Source organism: Chromobacterium sp. S0633 (assembly GCF_024158805.1).
Lineage (GTDB): Bacteria > Pseudomonadota > Gammaproteobacteria > Burkholderiales > Chromobacteriaceae > Chromobacterium.
Genome location: NZ_JAMZGH010000018.1, coordinates 1 through 24692, shown reverse-complemented (window position 1 = coordinate 24692; position 24692 = coordinate 1). Strand labels below are relative to the sequence as shown.

Sequence of the window (24692 nt, the reverse complement as noted above, 5' to 3'; positions counted from 1 at the left end):
AGTCCGAGAAAGTACACAAACCCGCGCCAAATAAGGCTTTGCGGGTTTTTTTACGTCCAAAGCAGTCCGAAACCATCCAAGCAAAGCCGGGGGTACGTGGGAGTATGTTTGGTGGCATCTTGTGCACCCCCAGATTTCGATCCCCCCAAAGCGAGGAGTACCCCCATGCCCCTAACCGACGCCGCCATCAAAAACGCCAAGCCCCGCGAGGATGGCAAGCATCCCAAGCTCACCGATGGACAGGGGCTGTCTCTATGGGTTATGCCGACAAGCGCGAAGTATTGGCGGCTGAAATATCGTATCAATGGCAAAGAGAAGCAGCTGGCGCTGGGCGTATACCCGAAAGTCAGTCTGAGAAGGAAGCCAGGCTGAAGCGCGATGATGCACCCGCAAGCAGATCGCCGATGGCGAAGATCCGGCATCAATTCGAAAGATGGATAAGGTGATAAAGCTGGCTGCCGCCGCCAACACATTTGAAGCCATCGCGCTGGAGTGGCATGAAAGAGAAAGCCACGAATGGTCCGCAGCCCACAGCGAGCGCGTCCTTTCGGCCATGAAAGCCCACATTTTCCCTTATATCGGCGACAAGCCCATAAACGATATCCGCCCGCTTGAGTTGTTGGAGGTGCTGCGCAAGGTAGAGAACGCCGGCAGCATCGACACAACCAAGCGCCTTCGACAACGCTGCTCTGCCATCTTTCGCTTGGCCATCCTGACCGGCCACTGTGACAGCGATCCAGCCGCGCCGCTAACCGATGCCCTCAAGAGCCAGCAATCCACCCCGCGCAAGGCGCTGATGCGCGAGGGCATCCCCGCCTTCCTCGATGCGCTGGAGAAGTACGACGGCAGCGTGCAAACCAAGCTGATGATGAAGCTAATGCTGCTGACCTTCACCCGCGTCGGAGAGATGGCCATGGCCAGGTGGGAAGAAATCGATTTCGACAAGGCGCTGTGGACCATCCCGCCGGAACATCGCAAGCTGCCGGAGAAATCCAAAAAAACCGCACCGCCTCACCTTGTGCCTCTTTCACCCCCGACCTTAGAAGTGTTAAAAAAGCTACATGACATAACAGGAGGAAGGGAGCATATATTTCCAAATCGCAACAACCCACGCCGCCCGATGTCTCCAGAAACCTTGCGTCGGGCACTGCATAGTATGGGTTTCAAGGGCAAAGCGGACGTACACGGCTTTCGGTCAACTGCATCCACCATCCTAAACGAGCAAGGATTTAACCCGGATGTAATTGAACGACAACTATTCCACACCGAAAAAAATAAAGTGCCTGCCGCTTACAACAGAGCCGAGTATATAAATGACCGCAGAGAAATGATGAATTGGTGTGCAAACTTTCTACTAGCCATTACCAAATAAGCGAAAACTTAAAACGAGCCTTCAATGACTGAAAAACCCAACTCAGAAAACAGTACAAACGAAGAATCTATCAAAAAAACCATTTCGAAGAAGCTGTTTTTTACCGCGCTAGTTGCACTCGCGACACCGGCAGCATACTTGATTGGCCTTGGGTACTACCAAGGGGTTTTAGCAGCATACGGCATTAGCTCGGAAGCATTTCCATTAGCGACAACCGACATATACATTCATACATATTTTGCCATTGGTTACTTTCTTCTTACCGCAGGCGAAATATCCAATACTATCTTTGAATGGAGCACAAGTAAGCCTGGCGCATTCTGGATAATAGGATTGATCACACTCTCAATTCTAACAACATACGTTTCATTAAAATTAAAAGATAGACAACGAAGAACCAATCAAATCAATCCAAAAACAATCAACAACATAACAAAATACTTAAACCCTAAAAACAACAAGCTCACTAAAGCTTGCGCACTTATATTTATTTCTTCGTACATTATTTACTTTATCCCCGCAGCAATAACAACTAGCGCAGTTGCCTGGTGGATATTTCCAACCATTGCGTACAAAAAAGGTTACGATATTGAAACCGAAAAGGTTAACACCTTTAAAAAACTTGGCTGCACAAAAGAAAAAACAAGCACATGGGACAAATGCTTTACAGTTCAAAATGAAAAAGGAGAAGTTATTCACGAAGGGCTTCTAGTTGCGCTAAGTAGTAAAGAGATTGCCATTTTTGAAAAGAGCGGAAGCTATATCTTCACAAGAAAAGACGAGTACACCATCAAGCGAAAAAATCATTAATCATGCAATAAAGCTCTCCCTGAGGCTTAACTCACAACACACAATTCATTTTGAATGAAACTTCACACCCTGTTCGCTACCTCAACCCCTGCGCGCGCTATCGAAGCCCCGCCTCGCCCCCGCACTTCATGGGCCGCTAATCATGCAGCTGCATGAACCCGTGCCAGGCCCTTGCCTTATGGCCTGGCACGCCCTTGTCCCCCTGCCCGGACTCATGCGTTTTCATGCACGCTATGCATGCAGTTGCCGTGTTCGCTGACCGCCTCCTCTTCGCTTCTTCCTGCCTCCCCCCGTTTCCTTGCCGCTGAGTCCGTCCTACCAAGTCCACCGCCATCCGATGCCGTTCCGTGGCAGGCCATTTTGCGCCAGCGTTCCTGTTTTCCCACCCGTCGTGCATAGCAAATTCCGCATTTTTTTGGCATTTCAAATTTTTTGTTGTGTGGGAGCGCGGCACAACCCAACCCCAAGACCCGGTTTGTAATTTCCGCAATACGGCGTTCGCTGATCGGCATATCTGATGCCATCGACGTTCCACCGGCGAAGTGGCGATGAGCCAGTATCTGACCGAAGGTGGCCAGATGCCGCGCGGCGGGCAGGAAATCCGCCAGCTCGACATCCCGGCCGACACCGGTCCCTATCGCGCTTTCGATCACATCCACAGTCGCAGCAATGGCGAAGTCTTCGCCGACGAGCTGACCCGGCATGCCCGCAGCCATTACGGCACCGTCGGCCGCGCCTTCGTCGCTTGGCTGCAGGATAACCGGGCGGCGGCGGTGCAGTGGGTGGAGCAGTCGCAACAGCGCATGCTGGCAGCCGTGCCGGAGGGGGCCGCCCCGACTGTGCGCCGCGCGACGCGCAAGTTCGCCATTCTGTCGGCGGCCGCCGAGATGGCCAGCCATGCCGGCCTGACCGGCTGGACGGAGGAACAGGCGATTCAAGGGGTGGAACCCACCTGGCAGCGCTGGATGCAGGCTTTCGGCATCGAAGACCGCGACGACGCGCGCCTGATCGACCAGGCCGCCACCGTGCTGCAGGCCAGCCAGTATGCCCGCTTCGTGCTGCTGCCGATGAATGACAGCGACCCGCTGGTCCCCAACCTGATGGGCTACAAGCGCTACACGCTGGAAGGCGAAGCGGTGTTTCTGGTGACGCCGGGCGCCTTCAAGGGCGAAGTCATCGCCGGCTATGAAGTGCGGCATGCCTGCGAAGTGCTGTACCGGGCGGGGATGCTGCAACGACCAAAGGGGCGCGCTGGTTGGACCGTGCATGGCGGCAAAGGCGTGGGCCAGGCCTACCGCATGCAGTTACATCCGCACGACTGCGAAGCGGAAGAGTAAGCGAAAAATCCCTCACATGAGGCCAAACCCACTGCCAACTCTGCCAACACCTCTCCAATAGACTGATTTATATAGTTTTATCTGTTGGCAGTGAGTTGGCAGTGTTGGCAGTCAATTGGCAGTGAAACCACCCCATCCCGCCCAGTTGGCAGTTTGCCCCAGCCTGTTGGCAGTGCTTTAGCCGCCACTGCCAACAACTAAACCCATACCAATCAGCAACTTATAGACGATTTGGCAGTGTTGGCAGTAGTTTTTGCTACATACGTTAAAAAGAAGGTAGATCTTAAATATAACATTCAAGACCTTACGATCTTTCATTGAAATTCATAATAAGCAAGTAAAAAGCTACTCGTAAATTTTTAAAATTAAACTCTTATTTGTGGCATGGCACAGCAAAAATTAAAAACCACTTCTCCAACTTTTAGCCAATCATCTCGCCATTCACCACCAAATCGCTCAAAAGATTTATGTCTTGACTGACTCAATAACCAATCTTTAAATTCAACTGAGATTCCTGCCTTAAAATTTGGGATTAATACACATTCACATTTCTCTCCATCTCCAGCCGAACACTCTTCACAAACTCTAACCGGCAATGAGGTTCTTCTATGCACATCTTCAAGAAACAGTCTCTCACTTCCATTTTTTTTCATTTTGTATATTTTTTTAAAGTCAACCCCATCCTTTAAATCGCCGTGCATTCTTACTTGAGGTGCCCTTTCCAATACTTTTTCTATCAATTCCAAATTATGATTAGCACCAATCTCATAAGCAGCAGAAATTGGGATCAAATTTTCTAGCTCTCTAACAGGAAGCCTAAAATGTTCGCAATAGACAGGGTTCATTGCAGCAATTTTTGAGCACCCTTTAGATACATCAGACTCTGGTCGCCCAGGCCAATTTTGGTCCCCATCCGTGATAGCTAAACATAGCTCTCTACCAGCCTGCACAATCATATTAAACTCCACCTTTATGCCATTCCCACCACCTCCTCGTGGAGTACAACGCACATTAATGCCTTTATATTTTTTATATTGTGCATAATGCTGACCTGCCACATCAAAAATAGCCGAGTCGGTAACATTTTCAGCAATTATTGTTGACGGCTCTAAAGACAAAAAACCAACACTTTCCAACACCATCTGATTGGGATATTTTAACGGACCAAAACCCAACGAATCTGAAGTTACAACATACCTTGATCCAGGCAAATTTTTTAGCCCACCATAAAAAGCAAACTTAGATCTACAATTATCCAATACAGCTTTTGTTACGGCACTAAAACCCACCCCTTTCGATAAAAGGCAATCAGCAACATAATAATTTTCAATTGAAATCATATGGTGACCATAAAAGCCACTACTTGCCAGTTTGTCAATTGCGGAAATCCGGATCAAATTCCAATCCTCAATATCGCACAGTTCTTTCGTCAAAATTATATTCATATGCTATATATCAAAGAAACCATAAGGCCAATCTTGCAAGACACCATCGCTATCAAATGAAGAGGTCGAAATAAATGTTGAAGTAGATGTCTCATCTTTCTCAAACCTAAGTACTTGAATCATGCCTCGATCTAATTTTTCAGTCGCAATGAGAAAACCTAGCCGATTTATAATTGACGGGCTATGTGTTTCAACAATCACATTAACAAACCCTGAATCGACAGTTGACTTTATGAGGTCTGCTATTTTGGCCTGATATTCAGGATGAAGATGCAGCTCTGGCTGCTCAATCACAACTATTGATGAATTTGCATTCGGTGCAATACGTTTCCTCATTTTTTTCCTTGATGCCGCCCAAAGCTGAAGAGCGACAGGCAGAACTTGGGAAAAGCCGAATCCAACATCAGCTAAATTGACCTCTATTCCAGACTTTTCTTTTAAAAGAATAACAAGATGCCCTCCTCCATCTGGAACAGTTCTTACTCTTGCTTTCAAATGAGCTTCCATCCAACTCTCAAACTGATCCCTATCTCCTCTGGTCAAGCTCTCTAAAAAGAAAGGAACATTTGCACCTTTTGAGTCAACCTCAGCTACTGACAAACCTTGCTTTCTATAGTACCTTTCTGCGGTAGCCCTAAGAGGCTCAATATATGAACAACTCGAAACAGCACTTACAAGAACAGAATCAATTTGCTCCAGCATACCAAGTATGCCACTAGCCAATATTCTATTACGCAAATCAACCAATTTCTGATTATTTTTATTTAAATTATCTACGGTTGACCGCCATGAAGAGGGAGCTCCCACGACCCCCTTCATTGATGTCAACAAAGACTCGATACTGCTAACATCTAACTGTCTAATAATATCTAAAACTGTATCCCACCCAGTATTACCATGAACCAAACCCGCAACCGAAAAAAACCGCAACAATTCAAATTTAATTTGATCTGCGGAATACAGCACCTCTCCTGTACTATTATCCGGAAGAGCCACTTTTCTCTTCTTGAAAAACTCAATTCGTGGAAAAATAGAAGCAAGTACAACTTGAGTTAATGCCACGCTACTCAAGTCGGGAGAAAAATCATTAACCTTAATCGACACCAATTTTTGCGAATTATCAAAATCAATCGTATATTCATCAATGCCTTGTTTTATTTTAACCCTTGCCAAATAAGACTCGTGAGTAGCATCATTTTCTTTTAATACTATGCCTGCCTCAACCTCTGTCAGCTCTTCCGAGCCTGGAGATTTCCAGCCTTTTAATATATATGCTTTATTGCCAAGCATATCCTCTATCAGAACCTTGAATGTTAGCTCTATCTCTCTTGCTGAGGAATTTTTACTAACCGAGTCGGAAAACGAGCCAAAATCTACAAACCTACCCCACCATAATATAGGCTCTTTCTTTTGCACCTCAGCAGTTTGTCTTAACAATGGAAGCAGTCTTGCAAAAGTGCTTTTCCCAGCACTATTTTTACCAACCAAAATAGTAATCGGCTTTAATTCAATAAATCCCGTATCCTCAAGTGATCTTAAATTTCGAACTCTAATCGCAACAAGCTTAGACATAAAAATTCTCTGCAATTCATATAAAAAATGTTTAATCGAATAAGCTCAAACATCAACTTAAATCAATCAATATAAACTCTATAAACTTCTGTATTGAATTTTTTGACAAGTTTCAAACCGACAGTCATGCCAAAAGCATAGTAATATATAGTAATCAAGAACAGCAATACTAATCAGCCCTCAGCTCAAGCTATACAAATGATAAATAGAGAGAGGTCTCTCTTCATTTCTTGGGTTATTCCAAGCTTGGGCACAACGTAAAAGCAGCTAACAAAACCAAGCGCAGCATCTACGACAAACCGCGCCGATGCAGCAGTACAAGCAGTTCGGCCAGTCGTGACAACACAGCATCAGAATTTTTGTTAGCCGCTCATAGCATTCGATCTGGGAAATGACGAAGGGGGTATATCGCGGGGCATTTTAAAAAAACATACGTTATAAATTATATTAAAAACAAATACATATGATTGCAATTTACTTCCTGTCGGGGCGCCACTTCGGCTCCAAACCGTCCACACCATGTCTAAGCCGCATCCCAATCAGGATGGCGGCTTTTTTCATATCCAACGCCTATCCGGCCCGCCCGGCATGCCCGCGCCGACACCCGCGGCGCGGCAAAGGTTTGCAAAACAGTAGTACTCAATGGGAATATCCCAGGATCTTTGCAAACCCGCAGCCCGGACAGCATGACCCGCCTTGCCGCCGGCCGCGGCGGGACGATGCCGGACACCCTTCTCATGAAAAAAACCCATCTACTCGCCGCCTTATTGCTGAGCGGCCTGCTCTTGGCCGCCGCCGTTTTCTTCAGCAGCCATATCGACGACTTCGAGCTCAACGGCATCAAGGCGGAAGAGCTGACGTTTCAGCACAATGGCCAGCGGCTTTCCGGCACCTTGCTGCAAGCCGAGAACAAAACACCGGATGCCGTGATCTTGCTGATCCATGGCGACGGCCCGATGGATCGCTATGCGAACCATGGCTATTACCCCTTGTTCAATCTGCTGTTGTCCGAGAACCTGGCCATCTTCAGCTGGGACAAGGCCGGCATAGGGAAAAGCCAGGGCAATTGGCTGCATCAATCCATGTCCGACCGGGCGGACGAAGCCATCGCCGCGCGGGAAATGATCGCCGGCCATTACCGAGGCCAAAAGATTCCCGTCGGCTATTTCGGCTACTCGCAAGCCGGCTGGGTCATTCCCATTGCCGCCTCGCGCCAGGCCAGCGATTTTTCCGTGATCATAGGCGGCGCCGCCAACTGGCGGGACCAAGGGCAGTACTACCAGGCTCTGCGCTATCGCAGCCAGGGTAAAAGCCCGGAGGAGATCCAAGCCTTGCTCGCGCGCGAGCGGCAAGAAAACGACGCTCTGTTCGGGCCTGCGGCCAAGGGCCAGGCGGCGGCGCAGCGCAGCGATATGTCGCCGGACCGCTTGATCTTTGTGCAGAAGAATTACCAAAGCGACTCGCGTCCGTTCCTAAGCCGCATGCAAGGCCCCGTCCTGATCGCCTTGGGCGAGGACGATTTGAATGTCGACGCCAAGACCGACAGCTGCCGCTTTCAACACAGCTTGCACGCCAAGCCCGATGCCAGCGTGGCGCTGATTCCCGGCGGGACGCATAACTTGATGAAGGCATCCAGCTTCAATTACCAGCTCGAATCCGACTGGCCATGGTACAAGCAAGCCTACTTCCTGTATCAGGGCCGGGAATCGTATTTGCCCGGCGTCTATCGGCAGATCGGCAATTGGATCAAGCACCCAGACCAAGGCCTGGCGCGCTATGCGCCGCGCTGCCCCAGCGGCTCATAAGGCTCAGCTTTCACCTGCCAGGCATGCGCTTCTCTAGCGGCCGTGCCGGAGGCCGCTCCCAGCCGCCCATCCGCGCACTGCCCGATCAACACGGCCCGCACGAATTGATGGACCAGATCCTGATTCACTCGCGGATGCCAGAGCAGCTCCACGTCTAGCTGCAAGCTGGGCTCGTCTATCCGCGCGCTGGCAATGCCCGCCTGATGCCGGCCGACGATGGCGCAAACCACGGAGGGCAGCACCGCCACCGCCGGCACCGCAGCCAGTATCGGCGGAATGGCCAGCAGGCTGGCGGCGCGCGCCAGGACGCGGCGCTGCAAGCCGCGCAGTTGCAGGTAATGGTCTATCAGGCTGAGCGCTTCGCCGATGTAAGAGGTGTAGACATGCGGCCAGGCCGCCACTTCCTCCGCGCCCACCACGGCCGGCAATTGCAGCTGTTCGCGGTGATAGAGGCAGGCGAAGCCGCTGCGCAGCAGGGTCTGGCGTTCCAGCCGGGGCGTGGGGAAGGGAAAGTAGCCGACGGCGTAATCAATCTGCGCCGATTCCAGCGCCGCCAGCGCCTGAGCGGCGGACAAGGCCGCCACATCCACGCTCAGGCCCGGCGCCCGCTCGCGGCAGGCCCCGAGCAAGCCGGGCAGCAAGGCGGCCTCCAGCGCGTCCGGCAAGGCCAGCCGCACCGTTCTTTCCACGGTTTCCAGGTCCACGGGCCGCTGCCGGAACAGGCGCTCGCCGGCGCCCAGCCAGGCTTCCAATTCAGGCAGCAAGGCCTCGGCGAACGGGGTGGGCATCATGCGCTGGCCGTGCCGGTACAGCAAGGCGTCCTGCAACTGCTCCCGCAGCTGCTTGAGCAGATGGCTGACCGCCGGCTGCCCCAGGCACAGCAGCCGCGCGCTCTGGCTGACGCTGCGCGTGCTCAGCAGCGTGTGCAAGGCCACCATATTGTTGAGATCCAGGCGGCGCAGCCAGACCGCGTCTATATCAGTCATTTCGATAGATTCCATGTAAACAATCGATTTTATTGAATTATAGCCGGCTCCGATAATGGGGACACCCTCCCGAGTCCCGAGCCCATGAACGCCGAACGCACGCAAGCCACGCCCTGGTATCTGATTTCCATCATGCTGATCGCCTGTCTGGAGTTTTTCCAGAACGGCCTGCTCAACTTCGCCTCCAGCCAGGTGATGGGCGGCGTGGGCGCCGCGCCGGAGGAGTTCAGCTATGCGGCCATGGCTTACGCCAGCGCCGCCGTTCTGGTGCTGTTGCAGCACGAATGGCTGAGCCGCCGCCTGGGGATGCGGCGTTATATCCGCCTGTCCATCATCGTGTTCGGCGTCGGCGCGCTGACCTGCGGTTTCGCCAATAGCCCCAGCCAGCTGATACTGGGCCGGGCGCTGCAAGGCCTGGGCGGGGCGGCTTTCTTCACCGCGGCGCGGGTGGAGGTGAACGCGCTGACGGACAAGAGCAAGATGCTGGGCCTGCTCTGTTTCGGCTATGCGCTGATGCTGGGCTCCGCCTGCGGCCCGCTGCTGGGCGCGGAATTGATCAGCCGCCAGGACTGGCGCTGGATTTTCTTCGCCGTGCTGCCGGCGCTGGCGCTGGCCTGGCCGGCCACCCGGCTGCTGAGCCAGCGGGCGGAGCCGGCCCATCCGCACACCCAGGGCTCGCGCGCCTTCCTGTGCATGATCATCGGCGTGCTGGCGCTGCAATGGCTGATTCAACAGCTGCCCTACGATTTCTTCTCCCGGCCCGAATGGCTGCTGGCCATCCTCGCGCTGGCCTTGCTGGCCGGCTGGGGCTGGCAATACCACCGCCGGCGGCGCCCGCTGCGCAAGAAAGCCCTGCTCCAGCTGCGCTACCTGGCCGGCCTGGGCTTTTACAGCTGCTGCTATCTGCTGGTTTCCGCCAACAGCTACATCCTGCCGGTGATGGTGCAGCAGGCGCTGGGCTTTGACCTGCCGACGACCGGGCGCTTGCTGTCGGTGAGCTTTGTCGCCGGCATCCTGTTTGCCACGCTCTACGCCTTCTTATTGCTCAAGCGCCGGGCGCGCGGCGTGCGCGCCATGATGGCGGCGGCCTGCTGCCTGCTGCTGCTCTACGGCGTGCTGATGTCCGGCCTCAATCAAAACGCGCCGGCCAGCCTGATCGTAAGCATCCTGATCTGCAACGGCGGCTTCATGTCCCTGTTCATCATGGCGGTGGCGCAGGCCACCTTCAGCCATATCGATCAGCCCGACTTCGCCCGCGCCTACCAGACCAAGAACATCGTCCGTCAGCTGTCGCTGTCCATGGGGGTGGCCGCCAGTACAGTGTTTCTGCAAGCGCGCAACGCCTTGCACTACCAGCGCCTGTCCGAGGGCTTCAGCGTGCTCAACCCGGCGTTCAACGCCGCGCTGGACCAATTGCAGCAAGCCTTGCCGGAGCTGAGCGCCAAACAAAGAATGGCCGTGCTGGCGGGACAGCTGACGCAGCAATCGCAATTGCTGTCCTGTCTGGATTTCTTCCGGCTGGAATGCGTGATGGCCATAGGTCTTATAGTGATAGTGCTGTGGCAGCAAAGCCTGGGCCGGCAAGACTCCGGCCCGGCCGCATCCAAGCCTTTATGAGCAAGGAGATCCAAATGCTATATGGACTCACCCCGCTGGGGATCTTTCATACCGCCGTCAGCCTGCTGGCGGTCGCTTTCGGCGCCATCGCGCTGTGGCGCGACGGCAGGATCAGCCCGCGCAATCGCCTGGGCCAGGCTTATGTGATCGGCACCGTGATCAGCTGCGTCACCGCCCTGGGCATTTTTCAGCACGGCGGCTTCGGCAAGCCGCACGCCTTGGCCCTGATCACGCTGGTCGTCCTGCTGCTGGCGCTGCTGGCGGAGTTCAAGGGCCTTTTCGGCGGCAAGGCCGCCCATGCGTCCGCCGTCGGCTTGTCCGCCACCTTCCTGTTCCATTGGATTCCGGCCGTCACGGAAACCTCCACCCGGCTGCCCTTGGGCCATCCCCTCTTGTCCAGCCCCGACGCGCCCGCCCTCCAGATCGCCACCGGCGCCCTGCTGCTGCTCTTCATCGCCGGCGCCGCCCGGCAGTGGAAAACCATCAACGCGGCCTTGAAAGCGGGCGCGGGATGACCACATGCAAGCCATGCTCAAACTGGATATCAAGATACGAGCCGCGCAAGCGGCGGACCTGCCGGCCCTGATCGGCGTCGACGCCATCGCACAGCAGGACCCCGCCCGGCGCAGGATGCTGGGCGAAGCCATCGCCGCGCAAAGCTGCTGGCTGGCCGAGGCCGAGGAGGCGCTGGGCTACGGCATTCTGGACCGCTCCTTCTTTCAACAGCGCTTCATCCCGCTGCTGATGGTGGCGGAAACCGCCAGAGGCCGCGGCGTGGCCAGCGCCTTGATGGCGGAGTTTGAAAGGCGATGCGCGGGCGACAAGCTGTTCACCTCCGCCAATGAATCCAATCTGCCGATGCGGCGCTTGCTGGACAAGCTGGGCTTCCGGGAAAGCGGACGCATCGACAATCTGGACGACGGCGACCCGGAGCTTGTGTTCATGAAGCGGGCTGCGCGCCCAGCCGGTTAAGGCGCCGGCTGCGGCCAGCTCAGCTCGAAACGGCTGCCGCCGCCCACGCGGCTGCAACGGGCCTCGCCGCCGTGAGCCAGCGCGATGGCGGCCACCACCGCCAGCCCCAGGCCGCTGCCGCCCTTGCCGCTTTGCCGCGCCGCGTCCGCGCGGCGGAAGGCCTCGAAGGCGTGCGGCGCGAAATCGTCTGGAATGCCCGGCCCCTCGTCCTCCACCCGCAAGCTGCACAGGCCGTCCTCCATGCGCAGCCGCACCCGCACCAGGCCGGGCTGGGCGTAGCGGCGCGCATTGTCCAGCAAGGCCAGCAGCGCCTGACGGATGCGCACCGGATCGCAATGCGCCGGGCGCTCGTCCAGATCCAGCACCGCCTGCAAGCCGGCCGCCAACAAGGCGTCCTCGAACACCTCCACCACCGCGCGCACTTCGGCGGCCAGATCGGTGTCCCGCATCTCTATGTCCAGATGCCCGCTTTCCGCCAGGCTGATCACGCGCAAGTCCTCGATCAGATGCGCCAGGCTCTCCACCTGGGCCAGCAGCCGGCGGAACTGGTTCTCGTCCGGGGTGAACACCCCTTCCGCCAGCCCTTGCAGCCGTCCGCGCAGCACCGTCACCGGGGTGCGCAGCTCATGGGCGATGGCGGCGTTCCAGAACGCCTGCTCCTTGGTCATGCGTTGCAACTGGCCCGCCAGCGCGTTGAAGTCGTCGGCCAGCGCCGCCGCCTCGCGCAGCGAACGGTCCCCGGCCGCCGCGCGCGCGTCCAGATCGCCCTGGGCCACGCGGCGTATGCCCTCCGCCACCGAGTTGAGCGGCACCAGGATGCGGCGCGCCAGACGCAAGCCCATCACCACCGACAGCGCCAGGCCCGCCACGGTGCTGGACAACAGCCACACCCATTCCGGCATCGTCATCTTCCAGCCCGGCGTCTCGAAATGCACCGGCCAGTAGGTCATCGCCACATAGTAGAAAGTGAAGCCGGTCACCACCACCAGCACGGTCACGCAGAAGGCCATCGTCGCCATCGACAGCGCAATCTGCCGGCTCAGCCCCTCCAGCCTCATTCCGCGCCCCACAGCTTGTAACCCACGCCGCGCACGCCCACCGGCACGCCGTCCACGCCGCACTCCTCCAGCTTCTTGCGCAGCTTGCTGATGTGGCTGTCCACGGTGCGCTCCAAGGCGTCGCCTTCCGGCAGGCAGGCGGCCAGCAGCTCGGCGCGGCTGAACACCCGCCGCGGCGCGCGCGCCAGTTGCGCCAGCAGTTTGAATTCGGTCAGGGTCAGCGTCAGCACATGGCGCTGCTTGCCGGCCTGCACCGCCACTTCGTGGTTTTCCAGGTCAATCTCGAACGGCTCCGCGCGCAGCACGCGCGGCTCCGCCTGACGCGCGCCGGACATGGAGCGGCGCAGCACCGCCTGCGTGCGCGCCACCACCTCGGCGGGATTGAAGGGTTTGACCACGTAGTCGTCCGCGCCGATGCGCAAGCCCATCAGCTTGTCGATGTCCTGGTCCAGCGCCGTCAGCATGATCACCGGCGTGTCGCCGCGGTGGCGGATTTCCGCCAACACCTGCCAGCCGTCGGCCCGCGGCATCTGCACGTCCAGCAAGACCAGATCCGGCTTCAGCGACAGATGCAGCTCCAGCGCCTGCCGGCCGTCCGCCGCGTGCGCGCAGCGCATGCCGCTGCGGGTCAGATAGGCGGTGAGAATCTCCGCGATCTCGGGTTCGTCTTCAGCGACGAGGATCAAGGCCTGACGGTCTTGAGCCCCGCCGGACGGTCGCATTGTCTGAGTCATGGCGCCGATTTCGCATCCTGTTTGCATCTCCATCGAATCTCCATGCTACCACACGAAAAACCCCATCCGGCCCCGGCATACTGCCGCATATTTTTTACGGGCGGCTCCCCGCCCAAGCCTGATTGGAGTGGAAATGAAGAGTAAACGAGCCAGCCTCTACGGCGGCGGCTGCCTGCTGGCGGCGGCGCTGCTGAGCGCCTGCGGACAGGCCGAGACCCAAACGCCGCCGCCGGCGATCCCGGTGCGCACCCTCAGCGCGGCCCCGGCCCCGCTCAAACTGAGCGAAGACCTGCCCGGCCGCGTGGCCGCGGTGCGGGTGGCGGAAATCCGCCCCCAGGTCAGCGGCATTGTGCTGCGCCGGCAATTTGAGCAAGGCACCGAAGTGCGCGCCGGTCAGCCGCTGTTCCAGATCAACCCGGCGCCGTTCAAGGCGGAAGTGGACACCGCCGCCGCCGCGCTGCAACGCGCCGAGGCCGCGCTAGCCCGCGCGCGGGTGCAAACCGCCCGCCTCAAGCCGCTGGTGGAAACCGACGCCGTCAGCCGCCAGGTTTACGACGACGCCGCGTCCCAGCGCGATCAGGCCGCCGCGGACGTGGCCCAGGCGCGCGCCGCGCTGGCCCGCCGCCAGCTGGACCTGAAATTCTCCCGCGTGGAAGCGCCCATCTCCGGCCGCATCGACCAGGCCCTGGTCACCGAGGGCGCGCTGGTGGGCGGCGCCGACGGCGCCCCGATGGCCCGCATCCAACAGATAGACCAGGTGTACGTGGACGTGCGCCAGCCGGCGGCGGCGCTGGAAGCCGTGCGCCAAAGCCTGGCCGCCCAGCCGGACAGCGCCGGCGGCGGCCTGCCGGTGTCCATCCTGCGCGACGACGGCGCGCCCTACGGCCTCAACGGCCGCATCCTGTTCTCCGGCGTCAACGTGGACGCCGGCACCGGCGACGTGCTCTTGCGCGTGCTGGTGGACAACCCCGAGCGGCGGTTGCTGCCCGGCATGTTCGTCCGCGCCCGCGTGCCGCGCGCCAGCTACGCGGCGGCGCTGACCGTGCCGCAGCAGGCCGTGGTGCGCATCGGCGGCAAAACCCAGCTGTGGACCGTGGACGCCAAGAACCAGGCGCGGCTGAACGTGGTGGAGCTGGGCGAACTGGCCAACCGCCAATACCGCATCCGCGCCGGCCTGCGCGCCGGGCAGAAGGTCGTGGTCGAGGGCATGGAACGCCTCGCCGACGGCGCCGTGGTGGCCGCCAGCGAAGCCGCGCCCGCGGCCAAGCGCTGATCGAAGGAAGCCGCCATGTCTCAATTCTTCATCCGCCGCCCGGTGTTCGCCTGGGTGATCGCCCTGTTCATCATCCTGCTGGGGGTGATCGCCATCCCGCAGCTGCCGATCGCGCGTTACCCCTCGGTGGCGCCGCCCTCGGTCACCATCACCGCCAGTTACCCCGGCGCCACGCCGCAGACCATGAGCGACGGCGTGCTCAGCCTGATCGAGCGCGAGCTGTCCGGCGTCAAGAACCTGCTGTATTTCGAATCCTCGGCCGATACCTCCGGCATCGCTCAGATCACCGTCACCTTCAAGCCGGGCACGGACCCGGAGCTGGCCCAGGTGGACGTGCAGAACAAGCTCAAGGCGGTGGAACCGCGGCTGCCCGCCCCGGTGCGCCAGAACGGCGTGATGGTGGAATCCGCCTCCTCCGGCTTCCTGATGCTGATCGGCCTGCGCTCGGACAGCGGCCGCTTCGACGAAGGCGCGCTCAGCGACTACCTGTCGCGCAATATCGCCGAAGAACTGCGCCGCATCGAAGGCGTGGGCCGCGTCCAACAATTTGGCACGGAACAAGCGATGCGCGTCTGGGTGGACCCGGCCAAGCTGATCACCTACGGCCTGTCCATGAGCGAGCTCACCGCCGCCATCGCCCAGCAAAACGTCCAGATCGCCCCCGGCAGCCTGGGCGCCGCGCCCGCCCTGCCCGGCCAGCGCGTCACCGTGCCGCTCACCGTGCAAGGCCAGCTGACCGCGCCGGAAGAGTTCGCCGCCATCGTGCTGCGCGCCAACGCCAACGGCTCCAAAGTGGTGCTGGGCGACGTGGCGCGGGTGGAGATAGGCTCCCAGGGCTATAGCTTCGTCAGCCGCGAAAACGGCAAGCCCGCCTCCTTCGCCGGCGTGCAACTGGCGCCGGGCGCCAACGCGGTCAAAACCGCGGAAGCGGTGCGGGCGCGGCTGGCCGAGCTGAGCACCTCCATGCCGGCCGGCATCAGCTACTCCGTGCCCTTCGACACCGCGCCCTTCGTCAAGATCTCCATCGAAAAAGTGATCCACACCCTGCTGGAAGCGATGGTGCTGGTCTTCCTGGTGATGTATCTGTTCCTGCAAAACGCGCGTTACACCCTGATCCCAGCCATCGTCGCCCCGGTGGCCATGCTGGGCACCTTCGCCGTGATGCTGGCCACCGGCTTCTCCATCAATGTGCTGACCATGTTCGGCATGGTGCTGGCCATCGGCATCATCGTAGACGACGCCATCGTGGTGGTGGAAAACGTGGAACGGCTGATGGCGGAAGAAGGCCTGTCCCCGCAGGACGCCACCTCCAAGGCCATGAAGGAAATCACCGGCGCCATCGTCGGCATCACCCTGGTGCTCACCGCCGTCTTCATCCCCATGGCCCTGTCCAGCGGCTCCGTGGGCGTGATCTACCAACAGTTTTCCCTGTCCATGGCCGTGGCCATCCTGTTCTCCGCGCTGCTGGCGCTGACACTGACCCCGGCGCTGTGCGCCACCATGCTCAAGCCCATCCCGCAGGGACACCATGAAAAGCGCGGCTTTTTCGGCTGGTTCAACCGCCGCTTCGCCCAGCTCACCGCCTGGTACGAAACCCGCGTAGGCCGGCTGATAGGCCGCGCCGGCCGCGTGATGCTGCTGTTCCTGGCCATCTCCGGCGCGCTGGCCGCCGGCTTCAAGGCGCTGCCCTCCTCCTTCCTGCCGGAAGAAGACCAGGGCTATTTCATGACCAGCTTTCTCTTGCCCGCGGACGCCACCGTCGAGCGCACCCGCGACGTGGTTAAAACGCTCGATGACCATCTGGCGACGCGCCCTGCGCTCCAGTCCAGCATCTCCATCATCGGCTACGGCTTCTCCGGCTCCGGCCCCAACGCGGCGCTGAACTTCGCCGTGCTCAAAGACTGGAAACAACGCGGCGACAGCAGCACCGTGGAAGAAGCCATGCGCGCCCAACATCGCCTGTCCGCCGCCACGGAAGGCGCGGCGATGAGCCTGCTGCCGCCGGCCATCGACGAACTGGGCACCAGCTCCGGCTTCAGCCTGCGGCTGCAAGACCGCGCCAACCAGGGCCACGCCGCGCTCAAAGCGGCCGAAGCCCAATTGCTGGAACTGGCCTCCCGCAGCAAGATCGTCCAGGGCGTCTACCCGGACAGCCTGCCGGCCGGCACCAGCGTGCGCCTGGACATAGACCGGCAAAAGGCCGAGGCGCTGGGCGTGTCCTTCAACAGCGTCAGCGACACCCTGTCCACCGCCATGGGTTCCACCTACGTCAACGACTTCCCGCACGCCGGCCGCATGCAGCAAGTCATCATCCAGGCCGACGCGCCGGCGCGCATGCAGCTGGACAATGTGCTCAAGCTCTACGTGCGCAACGCCAGCGGCGGCATGGTGCCGCTGTCCGAAGTGGTGCGCCCGGCCTGGTCCGAAACCCCGCTGCAACTGGTGCGCTTCCAGGGCTACCCGTCCGCCCGCCTGTCCGGCGGCGCCGCGCCCGGCTACTCCAGCGGCGCGGCCATGGCCGAGATGGAGCGGCTGGCCACGCAACTGCCGCCCGGCTTCGCCCTGGCCTGGACCGGCCAATCGCTACAGGAACGCCAGTCCGCGGCCCAGGCCCCCATGCTGATGGCGCTGTCCATGATCGTGGTGTTCCTGGTGCTGGCCGCGCTGTACGAAAGCTGGGCCATCCCGCTGTCCGTGATGCTGGTGGTGCCGCTGGGCCTGATCGGCGCCATCGGCGCGGTGATGCTGCGCGGCATGCCCAACGACGTGTTCTTCAAAGTGGGCCTGATCACCGTGATTGGCCTGTCCGCCAAGAACGCCATCCTGATCATCGAGTTCGCCAAACAACTGCATGAAGAAGGCAAGAGCCTGGTGGACGCCGCGGTGCAAGCCTCCCGGCTGCGGCTGCGCCCCATCCTGATGACCTCGCTGGCCTTCGGCCTGGGCGTGCTGCCGCTGATGCTGGCCACCGGCGCCAGCGCCGAAACCCAGAACGCCATCGGCACCGGCGTGTTCGGCGGCATGGTCACCGCCACCGTGCTGGCCATCTTCTTCGTACCCGTATTCTTCGTGGTCGTGATGAGCGCGCAAGCGCGCATCGCCAACTGGCGCAAGCCGCGTCCGGCCGCGGAACAGAAAGTTGAATCATGAAAGCGCTCCTCCCCCTGGCCCTGGCCTTAAGCGTCTCCGCCTGCTCGCTGACCCAGCCGCTGCGCAAGCCGGAGCCGCCGGTGCCGGCCCGCTACGCCACGGCGGCCGCGGACGATGCCAACGCCAACGCCGCCGACCTGGGCTGGCGCGCCATGTTCGGCGACCGCCGGCTGCAAAGCCTGATAGACCTGGCGCTGCGCAATAACCGCGACCTGCGCCTGGCCGCTCTCAACGTGGAAGCCGCCGAAGCCCAATACGGCATCCAGCGCGCCGCGCGGCTGCCGTCCGTGGACGCCGGCGCCGGCCTCACCCGCCAGCGCAGCCCGGCCAACCGCGAAACCGATCCGTTCGCCCCGGCCGCCGTGCAAAACCAGTACGGCGTCAACGTGGGCGTCAGCGCGTTTGAGATTGACCTATTCGGCCGCGTGCGCGCGCTGTCCGACGCCGCCTTCGCCCGCTACTTGGCCACCGACCACGGCCGCCGCGCCGCCCAGATCGCTCTGGTGGGCGCGGTGGCGGACGCCTACTTCGCGGAACGGCTGACGCGCGAACAACTGGCGCTGGCGGAACGCACCCAGGCGGACTGGCGGCAATCGCTGGCGCTGGCGCGCCGGCTCAAGGACGCGCAACAGGCCGGCGGCCTGGACGTGGCCCAGGCCGAAGGCCAAGTGGCCAGCGCCGACGCCGACCTGGAAGCGCGCACCCGCGCCGCGGAGCAAGCGCGCAACGCGCTGCGCCTGCTGCTGGGCACGGAACCGCCGGAAGACCTGCCCGAGCCGCTGCCGCTGGACCGCCAGCCGGTGGTGACCCGGCTGGCCACCGGCCTGCCGTCGGAACTGCTGTTCCGCCGCCCGGACATCCTACAAGCCGAACAACAACTGCAAGCCGCCAACGCCGACATCGGCGCCGCGCGCGCCGCCTTCTTCCCGCGGCTGTCGCTGACCACCTCCGCCGGCTTCCTCAGCCCCGGCATGCGCAATCTGTTCGACGGCGGCCAGCACGCATGGAGCTTTGCGCCGCAAATCAACATCCCGCTGTTCCAGGGCGGCCGGCTGCGCGCCGAACTGCGGCTGGCGGAAGTGCGCAAATCCAGCGCCGTGGCCGAATACGAACGCGCAATCCAGATCGCCTTCCGCGAAGTGGCCGACGGCCTGGCCGGCCGCGAAACCTTCAGCCGCCAGATCGACGCCCAGGCGCGCGCCGTGGCCAGCGCCGAACGCCGCGCCGACCTCTCCGGCCAGCGCTACCGCGCCGGCGTGGACGGCCGGCTGGAACTGCTGGACGCCCAACGCCAACTCTACGCCGCCCAACAAGGGCTGCTGGACCTGCGCCGCGGCGAACTGAGCAACGCCATTGCGCTGTACAAGGCGCTGGGCGGCGGCCTCACCGAAAAGTAAGAACGGCGAAAAACCCCTGATGCTGCGTCGGCGCGCCTTGCCTCAGAGATTGTGTTGGCCGCTCTAAGAACGTGTTTGCGATCTCGCGAGCTAGGCGAAAACCGCTGAGAAAGCGGAATGTACAAGTGCTACATCAGCATTTCGAAGCTGCACTCACCGTGTAACGCTCCACGACGCGCAGCAGATCGTAAACAGGTTCTAAGCGCCGCTTACCGCCCCCCCATCCCCTCCTTTCGCGCGGCCCTAGTTGGCCGCGCTCTTTTTACCCCGCCTCCCGCCTTGCAATCCCGCGCCCGTGGATACAAACATAAAGCTGTACCACCCCATTGGCCGCACCAAGATGAAGCTTCTCTCCCAGCTCTCGCCGCGCAGTTTCCGGCTGCGGCTCAGCCTGCTGTTCGGCGGCCTGTTCCTGCTCGCCTCCTTGCTGGACACCGCGCTGGAGCCGCAACTGAACCAGGGCCTGCTGCAAGACAAGGGCGAAGCCTTGCAGGCCACCGCGCGCGGCATCGCCAAATCCCTGGCCGCCGGCCTCAGCCAACGGCGGCGAGAACTGGCCCTGCACACCCAAACCCCGGTCTTCCTCAGCGCCCCGCTGGACAGCCCGGCGCTGCGCGGCGGCCTGGAACACATCAGGCTGCACAACCCGGACTACGCCTGGCTGGGCGTGATCGCGCCGGACGGCCGCATCGTCTCCGCCAGCGGCAAAGCGCCGTCTCCCCGCATTGAATTCGCCGCCCCGCTGCATGACGAGGCCGGCAAGCTGCGCGGCGCGCTGGCCGCCCAAAGCGCCTGGGCCTGGGTGGCGACGCTGATCGCCGACCGCCTGCCGCGCGGCAGCGCCGGGGACGCGCCGCAAGTCTTCATCGTCAACCAGAACAACGCCCCGTTGTTCCCGCCCGGCGCGCCGGGCCAGGCGGACATGCCCGCGCCGCTGAGCGGCCCCGGCTACCAACAGGGCGACTGGGCGGATGGCGAAACCTACCTCTACGCCGACGCCGCAATAGACGACGCCCCCGGCCCCGGCTGGCGCGTCATCGTCCGCCAGCCGCCGCCTCAAGCCTTCGCCGCCCTCAGCCGGCTGCGCTCCGCGCTGACCCTGCCCGGCTTGATCATCACCCTGCTGCTGATGATCGTGGTCTACCGGCTGGCCGCCGCCTTCAGCCGCCCGCTGGAAACCCTGGCCCGCACCGCCCAGCGCGTCAGCGCCGGCGACGAAGAAGCGGACTGGAGCTTGCGCAGCGGCGCCCGCGAACTGCAACAACTGGCCCAGGCCATGCGGCAGATGACCGCCGCCCTGCTGGCGCGCCGCGGCGAGCTGGCCGCCGCCAACGCCGGCCTGGAACAAAAAGTGGAGGAACGCACGGAAGCGCTGAGCCAAGCCAAACGCCAATTGGAGGAAAGAGCGGCGCAACTGGAACAGATGGCGCGCCACGACGCGCTGACCGGCCTGGGCAACCGCATGGCCGCCACGGAATGGCTGACGGCGGAATACCAGCGCTACCACCGCAGCCGCGCGCCCTACTCCGTGCTGCTGCTGGACGCCGACCACTTCAAACGCGTCAACGACAACCACGGCCACGCGGTGGGCGACCAAGTGCTGCAACAAATCGCCGCCGCCCTGAACGGCGCGGCGCGCGCCACGGACTTCACCGCCCGCTACGGCGGCGAGGAGTTTCTGCTGCTGCTGCCGGACACCGACGCCGAAGGCGCGCTGGTGCTGGCCGAACGCGTGCGCGCGGCGGTGTCCGCCGCCTCCGACACCGTGGCCGGCGTGGTCACCGTCAGCATAGGCGCGGCCACCGCGCGCGACGACGACGCCACCCACGAAACCATCGTCCAGCGCGCGGACGAGGCCTTGTATCGGGCCAAGGCGAATGGGCGGAATCGGGTGGAGGGTTAAACAGGCGCCATGCTCTTCCAGGAAGTCCCAGAACCAGTACTACAAACGAGAAAGAACCACTCAACCTTTGAAGCTGGATGGAAGAAGGTGACAGGAGCTTCTTCACCTGCAACCGGTATAACAAATCAATAAAAAATTCCAAAGTCATGCCAAATATCAACATTTAGTTGCGCGTAAGCATCACAACAGTAGGTAACTGTTTATTTTTTTCTTAAGCGCCTAATCACACCCACGGTTTTTTGCCCTCAGACAAGAAATTTTCCTGCTTTAGAACCATTACTCCACGGGACTTTTCCAGCTTAGCCTGTTGATTTTAATGAATTTGTTCCGCTGTCAAGACTTGCCATCATTGTGGTCACCCACTACAGTTAGTAGTAGCGATACTGGCCAAGCGGACAATGTTGCGTTTCGACATGTTTGGTCATCTACAAAATAAAAGGCCATCGAGCGCCAACTCGATAGCCTTTTGGGAAACATTAAGCTGAGCATCTACTCGGCTTAATCTCAGAAAAGATCACTAAACCGGGGTTCTAGGGATCTCTCGTTGAAGTTACTTAACTATGCAATCCGATCTTATGCAAGAGAGGACGAAAAGTAAACCTTCACCGAGTTATGTGTTCGAGCCCCTCCACTTTGGAGGTAAGACGTCATGAAGAATGATGACGACTACGAAGTGATCTTCCGGATGACCATTACCCGTAATGGCAAGCGCATCCGCCGGGCTGACGGGAAGCCCTGGAAGATCGTTATTCGCAAGAAGTAACTCTAGGTAGTAGAGGGTGGGCAACCACCCTCTCTCTCCCAGAACCTGCGTCGTAGGAAAGGTGATTGAACATGGAAAAGGTTTACTCCGTAGACACTTCTGTAGTTATCAAAAATGAGGTTGGAACAGGAACAAGAACCTGCACATGCAATGGTTGGCTAAATCATTGGAGCAAGTTCAGCCGGGTGAAAGCAGGAACATGCTCCGTAGCAGGCTGCTATGCGGAAGCAACCGTAGGAGCACACGTGACTCGTCCAAGAGCCGAGTTTGAGGGATACCGAAAGGCATCCTACATCGTGCCCATGTGTGCTACCCACAATGGGAAACATGGGCAAGTCTTTAACTGCAAACCTCATGTCTTCTTCGTGCACGCCAATGTTAAAGAGACATGTGAAAACATCAGCCACCGTTGATATAGCTTGAACACAAGCCTGCGCTCATAAAGCGCAGGCTTTTTTACGTTTCACTCCCCACCCTTGACGCCCCCTCCCAGCCTGTTTAGGCTTGGTCCCGCGTCGTGCTCAATCACACGGCGCAGGGCTTGCAAACCCATAACTAGCTTCTCCCGCAGACACAACAGTCCGCTTTGGCACTGTTACGTCTGCTGCCACGCCGTTCCCATTCGGGGCGGGTCGTGGCAGGGAGCCCCTTGAGGGCTGCCGGTTCTTTGGAAGAAGCTAGCCGGTTTTGCAACCTTGTCATGTGCCTGCCCCAGCCTCGCCTGGGCAGGTTTCCAAAGATGACATGGAGACCGTGATGACCTTCTCTACCTTTCCCCCCGCAATGCCGCCGCCCGCCTACCCCCATTGCGCAGGAGAACGCCCCGAGCCCGCCGCCGCGCCGGTAATGGAGCAACTGCATTCCTGTGCTCAGCGCTTGCCCGCCGCCGCCGGCAATGTGCTGCTGCTGGGCGATCTGGGCCGCCAATTGAACGATTGCTATATCGAGCTGGACTCCGCCCTGTTGAGCGGGGTGATGGACATCCGCGCCGCCCACACCGGGCTGTTGGCGCTGCTGACCTTGCTGGAACGCCGCGACGAGCCCTTGCTGTTCAGCAGCGAGGAAGCGCTGGCCTTGCTGGAGCCGATACAGCAGCGTTTGCAACGCGGTCTGGAGCACGTCAACGGAGTGTTGTGATGGCGGCCAAGGAGAGCATTGTCATGATGAGGCTGCTGATCCAGCACCACGACGTCCTCAAACGCGCCGCCAGTTTGATCTCCGCCTATGAAGAGCGCATTGGGGCCATTGCGTTGACGGACGAGCACCCGGACCATCCGGCCGACACCGCCAGCATTCATCTGGAGATCCGGCGGGCGCAGGTGGGTTTTGAGCTTTGGGACCAATGGCGCGACGAGCACGAACCAGCCCGTACCGCCTTATTGCGGATGTGGGCGTCCGGCAAATGGACCAACCGCGACACCTGTGTGCGGCAGTGTTATCGGCTGGCGGGCTTCAGCAATATGGTCACCGCCCGCCAGGCCTTGGTGGGGGCGCCAATGCCGGAGCCTTTGGCCGTCCAAAGGCAACGCACTATGTGGGGGACCCCATAGCCGGCTGTCCGGTGGTGTGGCGTCGAACTCGTTTCCGCGTGGGTATCGCTGCGCTCCACCCACCCTACGGTTGGGGCCCCGTTTGGGTAGAGTGAGTGGAGCCGTCAGGCGATACCCACCAAATCGGCGGCTGTCCGGCGGCCTGTGGCGTTGCACCCGTTGCCGCGTGGGTATCGCTACGCTCCTCCCACCCTACGGTTGGAGCCGCGTTGGGGCCGCGTTTGGGTAGGCAGGGTGGAGCCGTCAGGCGATACCCACCAAACAGGCGGCTGTCCGGCGGCCTGTGGCGTTGCACCCGTTTCCGCGTGGGTATCGCTGCGCTCCTCCCACCCTACGATTGGGGCCGCGTTTGGGCTGCGTTTGGGTAGGGAGGGTGGAGCCGTCAGGCGATACCCACCAAACAGGCGGCTGTCCGGCGGCCTGCGGCGTCGCACCCGTTTCCGCGTGGGTATCGCTGCGCGCCTCCCACCCTACGGTTGGAGCCGCGTTTAGGTAGGGTGGGTGGAGCCGTCAGGCGATACCCACCAAACAGGCGGCTGTCCGGCGGCCTGTGGCGTTGAATCCGTTTCCGCGTGGGTATCGCTACGCTCCTCCCACCCTACGGTGGGGCCGTGTTTGGGGCCGCGTTTGGGTAGGGTGGGTGGAGCCGTCAGGCGATACCCACCAAATCGGCGACTGTCCGGCGGCCTGTGGCGTTGCACCCGTTTCCGCGTGGGTATCGCTTCGCTCCTCCCACCCTACGGTTGGAGCCGCGTTTGGGGCCGCGTTTGGGCAGGGTGGGTGGAGCCGTCAGGCGATACCCACCAAATCGGCGGCTATCCGGCGGCCTGCGGCGTCGCACCTGTTTCCGCGTGGGTATCGCTACGCTCCACCCACCCTACGGTGGGGCCGTGTTTGGGGCCGCGTTTGGGTAGGGTGGGTGGAGCCGTCAGGCGATACCCACCAAAT

General features: G+C 60.3%; 20 protein-coding genes. 14 read left to right on the top strand and 6 right to left on the bottom strand.

Annotation, left to right across the window (positions count from 1 at the left end):
• Positions 1-165: 165 nt before the first annotated feature.
• From NK214_RS11900 to NK214_RS11890, 3 genes are all read left to right on the top strand, one after another.
• Positions 166-372 (top strand): Arm DNA-binding domain-containing protein, encoded by a 207-nt coding sequence (locus NK214_RS11900; protein WP_253314568.1) that lies wholly within the window; start codon positions 166-168, stop codon positions 370-372.
• Positions 373-433: 61 nt separating this feature from the next.
• A complete protein-coding gene (locus NK214_RS11895) occupies positions 434-1372 on the top strand; it encodes a tyrosine-type recombinase/integrase (RefSeq protein ID WP_253314567.1) in 939 nt (312 codons plus the stop codon).
• Positions 1373-1396: 24 nt separating this feature from the next.
• The gene (locus NK214_RS11890) at positions 1397-2182 is read left to right on the top strand and encodes a hypothetical protein (protein ID WP_253314566.1); all 786 of its coding nucleotides are present in this window, start codon (positions 1397-1399) and stop codon (positions 2180-2182) included.
• Between the two features lie 212 nt (positions 2183-2394).
• Here the strand turns inward: NK214_RS11890 and NK214_RS11885 are convergent, their stop codons facing one another.
• Positions 2395-2706, bottom strand: a complete 312-nt coding sequence (locus NK214_RS11885; RefSeq protein ID WP_253314565.1) for a hypothetical protein — start codon at positions 2704-2706, stop codon at positions 2395-2397.
• Between the two features lie 24 nt (positions 2707-2730).
• Between NK214_RS11885 and NK214_RS11880 the strand changes: the two genes are divergently transcribed.
• On the top strand, positions 2731-3519 hold the full coding sequence (locus tag NK214_RS11880) for a hypothetical protein (protein ID WP_253314564.1): 789 nt from the start codon (positions 2731-2733) through the stop codon (positions 3517-3519).
• Between the two features lie 365 nt (positions 3520-3884).
• On the opposite strand, the gene NK214_RS11875 is transcribed toward NK214_RS11880, so the two are convergent.
• Together NK214_RS11875 and NK214_RS11870 are read right to left on the bottom strand one after the other, a co-directional pair.
• A complete protein-coding gene (locus NK214_RS11875) occupies positions 3885-4952 on the bottom strand; it encodes a hypothetical protein (protein WP_253314563.1) in 1068 nt (355 codons plus the stop codon).
• 15 nt (positions 4953-4967) lie between these two features.
• Positions 4968-6536 (bottom strand): AAA family ATPase, encoded by a 1569-nt coding sequence (locus tag NK214_RS11870; protein ID WP_253314562.1) that lies wholly within the window; start codon positions 6534-6536, stop codon positions 4968-4970.
• Positions 6537-7273: 737 nt separating this feature from the next.
• On the opposite strand from NK214_RS11870, the gene NK214_RS11865 reads away from it, so the two are divergent.
• Complete coding sequence (locus tag NK214_RS11865) at positions 7274-8341, top strand: S9 family peptidase (protein WP_253314561.1); 1068 nt, start codon at positions 7274-7276, stop codon at positions 8339-8341.
• On the opposite strand, the gene NK214_RS11860 is transcribed toward NK214_RS11865, so the two are convergent.
• A complete protein-coding gene (locus tag NK214_RS11860) occupies positions 8311-9327 on the bottom strand; it encodes a LysR family transcriptional regulator (protein WP_253314560.1) in 1017 nt (338 codons plus the stop codon). The genes NK214_RS11865 and NK214_RS11860 overlap by 31 nt on opposite strands.
• A gap of 84 nt (positions 9328-9411) precedes the next feature.
• Between NK214_RS11860 and NK214_RS11855 the strand changes: the two genes are divergently transcribed.
• The 3 genes from NK214_RS11855 to NK214_RS11845 are packed head-to-tail and all read left to right on the top strand — an operon-like array spanning position 9412 to position 11916.
• Positions 9412-10944, top strand: a complete 1533-nt coding sequence (locus NK214_RS11855; RefSeq protein ID WP_253314559.1) for an MFS transporter — start codon at positions 9412-9414, stop codon at positions 10942-10944.
• A 14-nt stretch (positions 10945-10958) separates the two neighbouring features.
• Positions 10959-11459 carry a hypothetical protein gene (locus NK214_RS11850; protein ID WP_253314558.1) on the top strand — a complete coding sequence of 167 codons (501 nt, stop codon included), beginning with the start codon at positions 10959-10961 and terminating at the stop codon, positions 11457-11459.
• Between the two features lie 4 nt (positions 11460-11463).
• The gene (locus NK214_RS11845; RefSeq protein WP_253314557.1) at positions 11464-11916 is read left to right on the top strand and encodes a GNAT family N-acetyltransferase; all 453 of its coding nucleotides are present in this window, start codon (positions 11464-11466) and stop codon (positions 11914-11916) included.
• Here the strand turns inward: NK214_RS11845 and NK214_RS11840 are convergent.
• Positions 11913-12974, bottom strand: coding sequence for an ATP-binding protein (locus tag NK214_RS11840; RefSeq protein ID WP_253314556.1), 1062 nt, complete (start codon positions 12972-12974; stop codon positions 11913-11915). The genes NK214_RS11845 and NK214_RS11840 overlap by 4 nt on opposite strands.
• Positions 12971-13708 (bottom strand): response regulator, encoded by a 738-nt coding sequence (locus NK214_RS11835; protein WP_107801976.1) that lies wholly within the window; start codon positions 13706-13708, stop codon positions 12971-12973. Before NK214_RS11835 ends, NK214_RS11840 begins: the two co-directional genes overlap by 4 nt.
• A 133-nt stretch (positions 13709-13841) precedes the next feature.
• Between NK214_RS11835 and NK214_RS11830 the strand changes: the two genes are divergently transcribed.
• The 6 genes from NK214_RS11830 to NK214_RS11805 all read left to right on the top strand — a co-directional run bounded on the left by NK214_RS11830 (position 13842) and on the right by NK214_RS11805 (position 23744).
• Complete coding sequence (locus NK214_RS11830) at positions 13842-14981, top strand: efflux RND transporter periplasmic adaptor subunit (RefSeq protein ID WP_253314555.1); 1140 nt, start codon at positions 13842-13844, stop codon at positions 14979-14981.
• A gap of 15 nt (positions 14982-14996) precedes the next feature.
• Complete coding sequence (locus NK214_RS11825) at positions 14997-18131, top strand: efflux RND transporter permease subunit (RefSeq protein ID WP_107800700.1); 3135 nt, start codon at positions 14997-14999, stop codon at positions 18129-18131.
• Positions 18128-19528 carry an efflux transporter outer membrane subunit gene (locus NK214_RS11820; RefSeq protein WP_253314554.1) on the top strand — a complete coding sequence of 467 codons (1401 nt, stop codon included), beginning with the start codon at positions 18128-18130 and terminating at the stop codon, positions 19526-19528. The genes NK214_RS11825 and NK214_RS11820 overlap by 4 nt, the downstream gene beginning before the upstream one ends.
• A 295-nt stretch (positions 19529-19823) precedes the next feature.
• On the top strand, positions 19824-21431 hold the full coding sequence (locus tag NK214_RS25165; protein ID WP_253314553.1) for a diguanylate cyclase: 1608 nt from the start codon (positions 19824-19826) through the stop codon (positions 21429-21431).
• Positions 21432-22950: 1519 nt separating this feature from the next.
• Positions 22951-23331 (top strand): hypothetical protein, encoded by a 381-nt coding sequence (locus NK214_RS11810; protein ID WP_253314552.1) that lies wholly within the window; start codon positions 22951-22953, stop codon positions 23329-23331.
• 23 nt (positions 23332-23354) lie between these two features.
• Positions 23355-23744, top strand: a complete 390-nt coding sequence (locus NK214_RS11805; RefSeq protein ID WP_253314551.1) for a hypothetical protein — start codon at positions 23355-23357, stop codon at positions 23742-23744.
• Positions 23745-24692 lie beyond the last annotated feature (948 nt).

Excerpts from the sequence above, each read along its gene's own strand:
- NK214_RS11845 (WP_253314557.1), top strand. The coding sequence starts at position 11,464 with ATGCAAGCCATGCTCAAACTGGATATCAAGATACGAGCCGCGCAAGCG.
- NK214_RS11830 (WP_253314555.1), top strand. The coding sequence starts at position 13,842 with ATGAAGAGTAAACGAGCCAGCCTCTACGGCGGCGGCTGCCTGCTGGCG.
- NK214_RS11855 (WP_253314559.1), top strand. The coding sequence starts at position 9,412 with ATGAACGCCGAACGCACGCAAGCCACGCCCTGGTATCTGATTTCCATC.
- NK214_RS11890 (WP_253314566.1), top strand. The coding sequence starts at position 1,397 with ATGACTGAAAAACCCAACTCAGAAAACAGTACAAACGAAGAATCTATC.
- NK214_RS11810 (WP_253314552.1), top strand. The coding sequence starts at position 22,951 with ATGACCTTCTCTACCTTTCCCCCCGCAATGCCGCCGCCCGCCTACCCC.
- NK214_RS11850 (WP_253314558.1), top strand. The coding sequence starts at position 10,959 with ATGCTATATGGACTCACCCCGCTGGGGATCTTTCATACCGCCGTCAGC.
- NK214_RS11805 (WP_253314551.1), top strand. The coding sequence starts at position 23,355 with ATGATGAGGCTGCTGATCCAGCACCACGACGTCCTCAAACGCGCCGCC.
- NK214_RS11865 (WP_253314561.1), top strand. The coding sequence starts at position 7,274 with ATGAAAAAAACCCATCTACTCGCCGCCTTATTGCTGAGCGGCCTGCTC.
- NK214_RS11860 (WP_253314560.1), bottom strand. The coding sequence starts at position 9,327 with ATGACTGATATAGACGCGGTCTGGCTGCGCCGCCTGGATCTCAACAAT.
- NK214_RS11885 (WP_253314565.1), bottom strand. The coding sequence starts at position 2,706 with ATGGCATCAGATATGCCGATCAGCGAACGCCGTATTGCGGAAATTACA.
- NK214_RS11880 (WP_253314564.1), top strand. The coding sequence starts at position 2,731 with ATGAGCCAGTATCTGACCGAAGGTGGCCAGATGCCGCGCGGCGGGCAG.
- NK214_RS11835 (WP_107801976.1), bottom strand. The coding sequence starts at position 13,708 with ATGACTCAGACAATGCGACCGTCCGGCGGGGCTCAAGACCGTCAGGCC.
- NK214_RS11895 (WP_253314567.1), top strand. The coding sequence starts at position 434 with ATGGATAAGGTGATAAAGCTGGCTGCCGCCGCCAACACATTTGAAGCC.
- NK214_RS11900 (WP_253314568.1), top strand. The coding sequence starts at position 166 with ATGCCCCTAACCGACGCCGCCATCAAAAACGCCAAGCCCCGCGAGGAT.
- NK214_RS11825 (WP_107800700.1), top strand. The coding sequence starts at position 14,997 with ATGTCTCAATTCTTCATCCGCCGCCCGGTGTTCGCCTGGGTGATCGCC.
- NK214_RS11840 (WP_253314556.1), bottom strand. The coding sequence starts at position 12,974 with ATGAGGCTGGAGGGGCTGAGCCGGCAGATTGCGCTGTCGATGGCGACG.
- NK214_RS11820 (WP_253314554.1), top strand. The coding sequence starts at position 18,128 with ATGAAAGCGCTCCTCCCCCTGGCCCTGGCCTTAAGCGTCTCCGCCTGC.
- NK214_RS11870 (WP_253314562.1), bottom strand. The coding sequence starts at position 6,536 with ATGTCTAAGCTTGTTGCGATTAGAGTTCGAAATTTAAGATCACTTGAG.